Annotated in this window: 8 protein-coding genes; all 8 read right to left on the reverse strand. The window is 18.4% G+C overall.

Features of this window, described 5'->3' with window-relative positions; genetic code table 11:
- The coding region (era, locus tag GJT96_RS00805) for a GTPase Era (RefSeq protein ID WP_247646102.1) at nt 1-686 on the reverse strand (686 nt) is incomplete at its 3' end.
- A 29-nt stretch (nt 687-715) separates the two neighbouring features.
- On the reverse strand, nt 716-1,396 hold the full coding sequence (gene rnc, locus GJT96_RS00810) for a ribonuclease III (protein ID WP_169780590.1): 681 nt from the start codon (nt 1,394-1,396) through the stop codon (nt 716-718).
- Between the two features lie 47 nt (nt 1,397-1,443).
- Complete coding sequence (gene lepB, locus GJT96_RS00815; RefSeq protein ID WP_169780352.1) at nt 1,444-2,247, reverse strand: signal peptidase I; 804 nt, start codon at nt 2,245-2,247, stop codon at nt 1,444-1,446.
- Between the two features lie 104 nt (nt 2,248-2,351).
- On the reverse strand, nt 2,352-4,142 hold the full coding sequence (gene lepA / locus GJT96_RS00820) for a translation elongation factor 4 (RefSeq protein WP_169780353.1): 1,791 nt from the start codon (nt 4,140-4,142) through the stop codon (nt 2,352-2,354).
- A 44-nt stretch (nt 4,143-4,186) separates the two neighbouring features.
- Complete coding sequence (locus GJT96_RS00825) at nt 4,187-6,226, reverse strand: M3 family metallopeptidase (protein ID WP_169780354.1); 2,040 nt, start codon at nt 6,224-6,226, stop codon at nt 4,187-4,189.
- Between the two features lie 101 nt (nt 6,227-6,327).
- Entirely contained in the window at nt 6,328-7,071 is a 744-nt protein-coding gene (gene rlmB / locus GJT96_RS00830) for a 23S rRNA (guanosine(2251)-2'-O)-methyltransferase RlmB (RefSeq protein ID WP_169780355.1), read from the reverse strand.
- 71 nt (nt 7,072-7,142) lie between these two features.
- A complete protein-coding gene (gene miaA / locus GJT96_RS00835) occupies nt 7,143-8,123 on the reverse strand; it encodes a tRNA (adenosine(37)-N6)-dimethylallyltransferase MiaA (RefSeq protein WP_169780356.1) in 981 nt (326 codons plus the stop codon).
- On the reverse strand, nt 8,105-8,421 hold a 317-nt coding region (locus GJT96_RS00840; protein WP_169780357.1), incomplete at its 5' end, for a hypothetical protein. The genes miaA and GJT96_RS00840, both read right to left, overlap by 19 nt.

An 8,421-nucleotide genomic window follows, 5' to 3' on the forward strand; every position in this document is an offset into this window, starting at 1 on the left:
TTTATTTTTTTTATTAAAAATAAAATATCTATTTTTTTTAATAAAATTTTAGAAAAAATTACCTTAATTTTGATTAAATATGGTATTTCTTTATGAATAAATCTCATAATGTTTTTTCTTATAATTTCTTTAACAATTACTTGATCTGTTTGATTTGTAATATAATTTTTAGAATAAAAATGTTTTTTTTTAGGTAAATTATTAAAAATAATACGATAAAGATCATTTATGTATAATTTATATTTAGCTGAAATTATAAATAAATGAAAAATATTAATTTTCTTTTTAAGAAAATTAATATATGATAATAATATATTTTTGTTTTTAATCTGGTCAATTTTATTAATAATTAATATTATTGGTATATTAATTTTAGAAAAAATTTTACTAAAATTTTCTTCTATATAATTCCATTTAGTTTTATCTAAAACAAATAATATAAAATCATATTTATTATTTTTTAATAAATTAAAAATTTTATTTTTATAAAAAATATTTCCAGGAGTATCAATAAATTCTATTTGGTAAATATTTTTGTTATAAACTCCTATAATATTATTGTTTGTAGTATTTTTTTTATGAGAAACAATTGATATTTCTTTTCCCACCAAAAGATTTAACAAAGTAGATTTACCTACATTTGTTCTACCTAATATTAAAATACTTCCATAGTATGAAGATATCATTTTCACATAAATAACCTTTTATATTAAAATTATTTTAATCCAAGTTTTTTTAATGCTTTTTCTGCCGCTGATTGTTCTGCTTTACGACGACTAGATCCTATACCTATAATTATTTTTGATATTCCACTAATTTTACATTGTATTGTAAATTTTTGATTATGTACTTCTCCATTTATTTGTACAATGAAATAATATGGTAAAGGTAAATGTGATCTTTGTAAATATTCTTGCAATCTTGTTTTAGGATCTTTTTGATTATTACCAGGTAAAATTGTTTTTAATCTAAATTGATACCAAAATAAAATAATTTTCTCTACAACTTTAATATTACTATCTAAACATATACTTCCTATTAATGCTTCCATTGTATCTGCTAAAATAGATTCTCTATTATATCCTCCATTTTTATATTCTCCAGGTCCTAAAAATAAATATTCCCCTAATTTAAATTCTCTTGCAATACTTGCTAAAGTATTACCTCTAACTAAAGAGGCACGCATACGACTCATATTACCTTCGTTTACATCAGGAAATTTATTATATAATGCTTTAGCGATTATATAGCTTAATATAGAATCACCTAAAAATTCTAATCTTTCATTATGTTTACTACTTGCACTTCTATGTGTTAAAGCTTGATATAATAAATCTTGATGATTAAAAATATAACCTAATTTTTTTTGTAATTGATTAATCATAATAAAATTTATTTAATTATGTTTTAAATCTAAAATAAGATAATAATTTTTTTTAAAAATTAATTTATTTTAGATATTCGATTAAATTTTATTTTATAAAACCATAAATGTTCTGTTTTTTGAATATTTAACCAAATAAATATAGCTTTTCCTAATAAATATTTTTCATGAACAAAACCCCAATATCTACTATCAAGACTATCATCACGATTATCACCCATAACAAAATAACATCTTTTAGGAACTATCCAAGTATATAAAGGAAAATTTTTTTGTTTATATATTTTCTCATTTATTTTATTCTCTATTTCAGGTGTAAATAAAATTTTATGTGATAATTTATTTATATATTCCGTATACTGAAAATATCTTATATTTCCAAATTTATAAAATTTTATAGAATTTTTTTTTAAAAAAACATATTTTTTTTGAGTAATATTTTGAAATATTTTTTTAAAATATTTACTTTTTTTAAGTTCTTTATATTTAAAAATATCTTTTTTAATATATTTATTATTGTATAATACAATTTGTTTATTTGTAATATCATAAAAAATTATATCTCCCGGTAATCCAATAATTCTTTTAATATAATTTATTTTAATATTTTTTGGATATTTAAAAACAACTATATCACCTCTTTGAGGTAATTTATTTTTAATAAAAATTTTACTATTAAAAGGATTTTTAATACCATAAATAAATTTATTAACTATAATAAAATCACCTATATTTAAAGTAGGCAGCATTGATTCTGAAGGTATAAAAAAAGGTTCATATATAAACAAACGAATAATCAAAGTTAATAATATAATAAAAATTATAGAAAATATTTGATTTTTTAAAAATTGTATTTTTTTCATAAATGATCATCAATAATAAATATTACATTTTTTATAAAAAAATTCATATTTTTTATTTATGTAAAATGTAATATTTTAAAAATTTTAAAAATTTTTTTAAAAAATTACTTTGTTATTTTTAACATATCTAAAAAAATTGAAGGTGGTAATTTAATATTACCAATACTTTTCATACGTTTTTTACCTTCTTTTTGTTTTTGAATTAATTTTTTTTTTCTACTAACATCACCTCCATAACATTTAGCAATTACATTTTTACGTAATTGTTTAATATTTGTACTAGAAATAATTTTTTTATTAATAGTAGCTTGTATTGTAATATCAAATTGTTGTCTAGGTATTAATATTTTAAGTTTTTCTATTAAAGAACGACTATAAGAATAAATTTTATTGTTATAAGTAATTGTTGTTAATGCATCAATACGTTTTTTATTAATTAATATGTTTATACAGATTAAATTAGATTTTTTAAATTTTAAAAAATTATAATCTAGTGATCCAAAACCTTTTGTAATAGATTTTAATTTGTCAAAAAAATTTATAATGATCCCGATCATAGGAATCTCATATGTTAAAATAACATTATTATTATGATATATAATATCTTTTTGTATACCATTTTTACTAATACATAACTTGATAATTTTACCTATATATTTTATAGGAGAAAAAATTTTACATTTTAAAATAGGTTCTCTTATTTCTTTAATTAAAGAAGAATTAGGAAATTTCGATGGATTATCTATAAATAAAATTTTATTATCTATTGTTTTTATTTTATATTTTACTGTAGGTATAGTTGTAATAATATGAATATTATATTCATTTAATAGTCTTTGTTGTATAATTTCCATATGTAATAAACCTAGAAAACCACATCTATATCCATATCCTAAGACTTCTGAAGTTTCTGGTTCAAAAAATAAAGAAGAATCATTTAAACTTAATTTTTTTAATGCATTACTAAATATATTATATTCATCTGAAATTACTGGAAATAATCCTGCAAAAACTTTAGGTATACTTTTTTTAAAACCTGGAAGTATTTTACTAGATGGATTTATATATGATGTTATCGTAGCTCCTACTGGTACTTCAATTATATTTTTTGTTCCTAATACAATCCAACCAACATCACCACATTTTAATATATTTAAAATTTTTTTTTTAGGTGTAAAAATACCTATTTTTTTTATGCAATATTTTTTTTTTGTATTTAAAATAATAATCTTCATACCTCTTAAAATTTGTCCATTTTTTATACAAACTAATGCTATTACTCCTAAATAATTATCAAACCAAGAATCTATAATTAGAGCTTGTAATTTTTTTTTAATATTTCCGATAGGTGAAGGAATTTTTTTTACTATATTTTCTATTACTTTTTTTACACCCAAACCTGTTTTAGCAGAACATTTAAGATATGTTGTAGATTTAATTCCAGTAATTTCTTGTATGTCATTTGTAATTTTTTTTATATCTATAGATAATAAATCTATTTTATTAATAACAGGTAATACTTTTAATCCCATGTCCATAGCCATTTTACAATTAGATATTGTTTGTGCTTCTATACCTTGTGACGCATCTATTAATAATAAAGCACCTTCACAAGCAGACAAAGATCTAGAAACTTCATAAGAAAAATCTACATGTCCTGGAGTATCAATAAAATTTAATTTATAAGTATTATTATTTTGTGATTTATATTTTAAAGAAACACTTTGTGCTTTTATAGTAATACCTCTTTCTTTTTCTAAAATCATACTATCTAAAACTTGTGATGTCATTTCTCTTATAGATAATCCTCCACAAATTTCTATTAATCTATCTGCAAATGTTGATTTACCATGATCAATGTGAGCAATAATTGAAAAATTTCGTATATTTTTCATAAAATAATTATTTTAAATCCTATTTATATAAAATAAATTTTCATTTATATTTTAATACCTCTTTGTTTAAGTAACATATGATAATTTAATTTTCTACCACTAAATTTTTCAAATAAAATCATAGGATCCACAGAATTACCTAAAGATAAAAAATTTTTTAAAAAATTTTTACCTATTATTGGATTAAATAAACCATTTTTTTTAAAATGATAAAATGAATCTGCTGCTAATTGTTCTGACCATAAATAACTATAATATCCTGCAGCATATTCTCCACCAAATATATGGTTAAATGTATTTGTATATTTATTCCAAATTGGAATAGGAGAAATTGTAATAATATCTTTTCTTATTTCATTAATTAAGGATGATATTTGATCATTTTTTTTTAAAGAAAATTCATTATGAATTCTTATATCAAATAAACTTAATTCTATTTGACGCATAAGCGATAAAGCAGAATTATATTTTTTAGATGTAACTAATTTATTTATTATATTTGTTGGCATTTTTTTATGTTTTTGATAATGTTGAGAAATAATTTTTAAGGATTCATATTCCCAACACCAATATTCCATAAATTGACTAGGAAATTCTATAATATCTAAAGGTAAACCATTAATTCCTGATATATTAGGTATATTAATACAAGAAGTAATATGATGTAAAGCATGTCCAAATTCATGGAATAAAGTTAAAACATCATTATGATGTAAAAGAAAAATATTATTAATTGAAGGAGTAAAATTACAATTAATAAATGCTATTGGATGTTGTAATATCCCATTAGATTTTAAAATTCTTGATTGACATATATCCATCCATGCACCACTACGTTTTTCTATACGAAAATATAAATCAAAATAAATACTTCCACATAATTTATTATTATCATTAAAAACATTAAAAAACATTACATTTTTATGCCAAACTGAAACTTTTTTTAAAATAAATGATAAACCATATATATTATTAACAATTTGGAACATACCCTTTATTACAATATTGATTGGAAAATATTCACGAATAATATTATCATTTATTCCATACAAATAGAATTTATATTTTTCTGCAAAAAAAGATACATCCCATGGATTAATGTCAGTAATATTATATTTTTTTTTAACAAAATTTTTTAAACTTAAAGCTTCTTTTATAGCTTGTTTTTTAGATAATTTAAGTAATGTATATAAAAAAGATAAAACTTTATTTATTTTTTTTGCTGATTTATTTATTAAAGATTGTTCAGAATAAGAATAATATCCTAATAAATTAGATAACTTTAACCGTAAAGATAATTCTTTTTGTATAATTAGTTCATTTTTTAATGAAACATTATTATCTAATGATGATGTTCTTATACTGTATTTATAATATATTTTTCTTCTTAAATTTTGATTATTACAAAATGTTATTATTGATGAATAAATTGGATAATCTAAACTTATTAAATATCCTTTTTTGTTTTTTAATAAAGCATTTTTATGCATAATTTTTATTATATGATTAGGAATGCCATCTAATTTTTTTTTATCTAAAATATATTTTTTAAATTTTCTTGTACTATCAAAAATATTATTATTAAAATCATTTTGTAGTTTTACTAATTTTTTAATAATTTGTAAATACAATATTTTTTTTTTTTGATTTAATAAAATACCTGATAAATTAAAATCACGTATAATATTATTAATAGATTTATTTTGTAATTTATCTAAATTTAAAATATTTTGATTTTTTTGCATATATATATATGCTTTATATATATTTAAATTTTGTTTAAACCATATATCATAATCAGTAATTATTTTACTAATAATTTCATAATTTTTCCTTATTTTTTTATTATTATTAACATAATTTAAATTACTAATAGGAGCAAAAATACGATATAAATTTTCTTCTAATTCTAAGATTTTTTGACAAAAATTTGCCCAATTATAATTATTTTTGTTATTTTCTAATATTTTATTAATTTTTTTTTTCATATTATTTATTGTAATTATAATTGCTGGAACCATACAATCATCAGTAATTTGATTAAATGGAGGTAATAAAAAATTTGATAACAAAGGATTATTCATAATTAATTTCCAGTTTATATAAAAAATATAATTTAAAAATATTCATTAAATATATAATAATTTTTTAAAAAAAATAAATATTTACTAATTAATTTATAATATTAACTAATATAGTTTTGTCTATTTATTTCAAAAAGAAAAATACTAGTAGCAACAGAAACATTTAAAGAATTTATATTTTTAGACATAGGAATAGAAAGTAATATATCACAATTATTTTTAATAATAGATTTTATCCCTTTATTTTCTGATCCCATAATTAAACATATTGGATATTTTAATCTATAATTAAAAAGTGTATTATTAGTTAAACTAATATCTGTACCAATAATAAAAATATTAAGAGATTTTAAAAAATTAATAGTATTAACTAAATTTTTAACAAAAATAATAGGAATATTATTTGATGTTCCACAAGATACTTTTTTTACTGTAGCATTTATTTTAGCAGAATGTTTTTTAGGTAAAATAATCATATTCACATTAAAAGCAGCAGCACTTCTAATACAAGCTCCTAAATTATGAGGATCTGTTATACGGTCTAATATTAGAATTAGTATTTTTTTAGAAAGATTAATAATATTCATTATATCATTTTCTTTAAAAAAGATTAATTTATTTAAAATACCTAAACATCCTTGATGTGTACTATTATTAGTTTTATTATCTAACCATTTTTTATTTACTTTATATATACATATATTATGTTTCTTTGTGTAAGAAACTAATTTTTTAATGTTATTAGATTTTTTTTTACTATTTAAGATAAAAATTCTTTCGAAAGAAAGAGGATTTGTTTTTAACATATTAATTATAGGATGTATACCGAAAATAATATTTTTCATTTTATATTTTAAATAATATTAATTATTAATTATTTTTATATAATAAAATACATTTTTTTTTAAATTAATAATTATTTTATTTTTTTTAAAATGAAATTTATAATAAAATTATATGCTTTATAAATATTATTACTATCAAACCAATAAATATTTTTCCAATGACGTAACCAGGTTAATTGTTTTTTTGCTAAATGACGTGTTGAGATAGTAGTTTGTTGTATCATTTCTTTATAAGAAATTTTATTTAAAATATAAAAAAACATTTGCTTATATCCAATACAACGAATTGCAGGAAAATTTATTTTTAAAAATTTAAATTTTATAAGATCACTTACTTCTTTTTCAAAACCTAATTCTAACATTTTTAAAATTCTAATTTCTATTTTTTGATATAAAATTTGACGATTATAATAAGTTAGACCAAATTGATATATTTGATAAGGAATTTTTTTTTTAGAAGTTTCTTTTAATTTGCTAAAAGTTTTACCTGTTAAAAAAAAAATTTCCAAAGCTCTTATAATTCTTTGTGTGTCGTTTAGGTGAATTTGATTTGCAGATATAATATCTATTTTTTTCAACATATCATGATATGATATAAATAACTTATTTTTTATTTGATTTATGATCATATTACGTATATCAACATTTGATGGTGGTAATAAAGGAGATATTGTATTATTAACTAATACTTTAAAATAAAACATACTACCACCAACTAATAAGGGTATTTTCCCTCTTTTAGTAATATTATTCATTATTTTTAAAACATCGTCATAAAATTCTATAACTGAATATCTTTGATAAGGTTCTTTAATATCAATTAACCAATGCTTTGTATAAAAGAAATCATTTTTTTTAGGTTTATCTGTTCCTATATTTAATTTTTTATAAATTAAAGAAGAATCTACACTAATTAATTCTATAGGTAATTCTTTAGCTAAACGAGTAGCTAAATAAGTTTTTTGGGATGCTGTTGTACCCATTAAAAAAATTGCTAATGGTAATTTATTAATTTTAATATTCATATTATTAATTATATTTTTATTAAACAAAATAATTCTTTTCTTATAAAATTATTATTTAAATTTAATAATTCTAATTCCATTAATAAATCTATAATTTTATAATTATCCCATATAATATGAGAATTACTAATACAATTAATTAATGATTTTATAATTTTTTGTGAAGATATTATTCTTATATTTAAAATATCTTTTATTAAAGAAATAAATATTTTTGTCATATTAAAATATGATAAAAATATAGGCACATACATAATATGTAATACATTTTTATTATTTAATGAAAAATTAAAACCTAATTTTAATAAAAATTGTTTTATTTTAT

It is taken from the genome of Enterobacteriaceae endosymbiont of Donacia piscatrix (genome assembly GCF_012569525.1).
Taxonomy (GTDB): domain Bacteria; phylum Pseudomonadota; class Gammaproteobacteria; order Enterobacterales; family Enterobacteriaceae.

Coding starts and splice junctions, on each gene's coding strand:
- lepB (WP_169780352.1), bottom strand. CDS start 2,247: ATGAAAAAAATACAATTTTTAAAAAATCAAATATTTTCTATAATTTTT.
- lepA (WP_169780353.1), bottom strand. CDS start 4,142: ATGAAAAATATACGAAATTTTTCAATTATTGCTCACATTGATCATGGT.
- GJT96_RS00825 (WP_169780354.1), bottom strand. CDS start 6,226: ATGAATAATCCTTTGTTATCAAATTTTTTATTACCTCCATTTAATCAA.
- rlmB (WP_169780355.1), bottom strand. CDS start 7,071: ATGAAAAATATTATTTTCGGTATACATCCTATAATTAATATGTTAAAA.